Below are 996 nucleotides of genomic sequence, written 5' to 3'. Positions count from 1 at the left end.
GCTTGGGGGCGTTGCGAAATGTTTCTTTAAAAAAAGCCCGTGAATGTGCAAATCAATGGCGTTCTGTTTTGCATGAGGGGCGTGATCCCATTAAAGAACGTGAGAAACAAAAGCGTGAGGCAATAAGAAATCTTCATTATTTAAAAGATATTGCTTTAGATGCTTTTGAAAGCCGTAAAGCTGAATTAAAAAATGATGGTAAAGATGGGCGTTGGTTTTTACCATTACGCCTTCATATTCTTCCTAAATTAGGCTGTCTGCCCGTTTCTGAGATTACACAAACAGAGATACGCAATACGCTTGCCCCCATTTGGCATACAAAAGCTGGAACAGCAGAGAAAGCACTAAACCGTCTTAATCTTTGTCTCAAACATGCGGCTGCATTAGGATTGGATGTTGATTTACAAGCAACAGAAAAAGCACGCGCTCTTTTAGGCAAACAACGTTATAAAAAACAAAATATACCTGCCATGGATTGGAGAGATGTGCCGGCTTTTTATAAAATACTTTGTCAAAAAACAACCCTAACACAACTGGCTTTGCGTTTGCTTATTCTGACGGGTGTTCGTACGCGTCCTTTACGTCATATTCGTGAATATCAAGTTAATGAAAATATATGGACTATTCCTGCTGAGAATATGAAAGGAAGGCGTGATGCTACAACAGAATTTCGCGTCCCTTTATCAACAGAGGCATTAGAAATCTTAAAACAAGCGCGCCTGCTCTCTCGCAATGATTTCTTCTTTTCTGCTACCGGTCGCGGTCCTCTTAATGAGTGTTCCATGTCACAATATATGAAACGTATTGGACTTGAATCATGCCCCCATGGATTTCGCTCTAGTTTACGCGATTGGCTAGCAGAAACAACCGATGCTCCTTATGAGGTCGCTGAAACTATCCTAGGTCATGTGGTAGGCGGCAAAGTGGAACGTGCCTATCGTCGTACTGACTATTTAGAACAGCGCCGTGTCTATATGGATAAATGGGCAGCTTATG

The 996-nt window shown here is 41.7% G+C and carries 1 protein-coding gene; it reads left to right on the top strand.

The genetic code is table 11. The annotated features are described in order from the left end of the window. Positions 1–2 precede the first annotated feature (2 nt). The coding region (locus ABD915_RS09815; RefSeq protein ID WP_345117766.1) for a tyrosine-type recombinase/integrase at positions 3–996 on the top strand (994 nt) is incomplete at its 3' end.

Source organism: Bartonella jaculi (genome assembly GCF_039543045.1).
Taxonomy (GTDB): Bacteria; Pseudomonadota; Alphaproteobacteria; order Rhizobiales; family Rhizobiaceae; genus Bartonella; species Bartonella jaculi.
The sequence above is the reverse complement of the archived record's forward strand: the minus strand, read 5'-3'. Positions and strand labels throughout refer to the sequence as shown.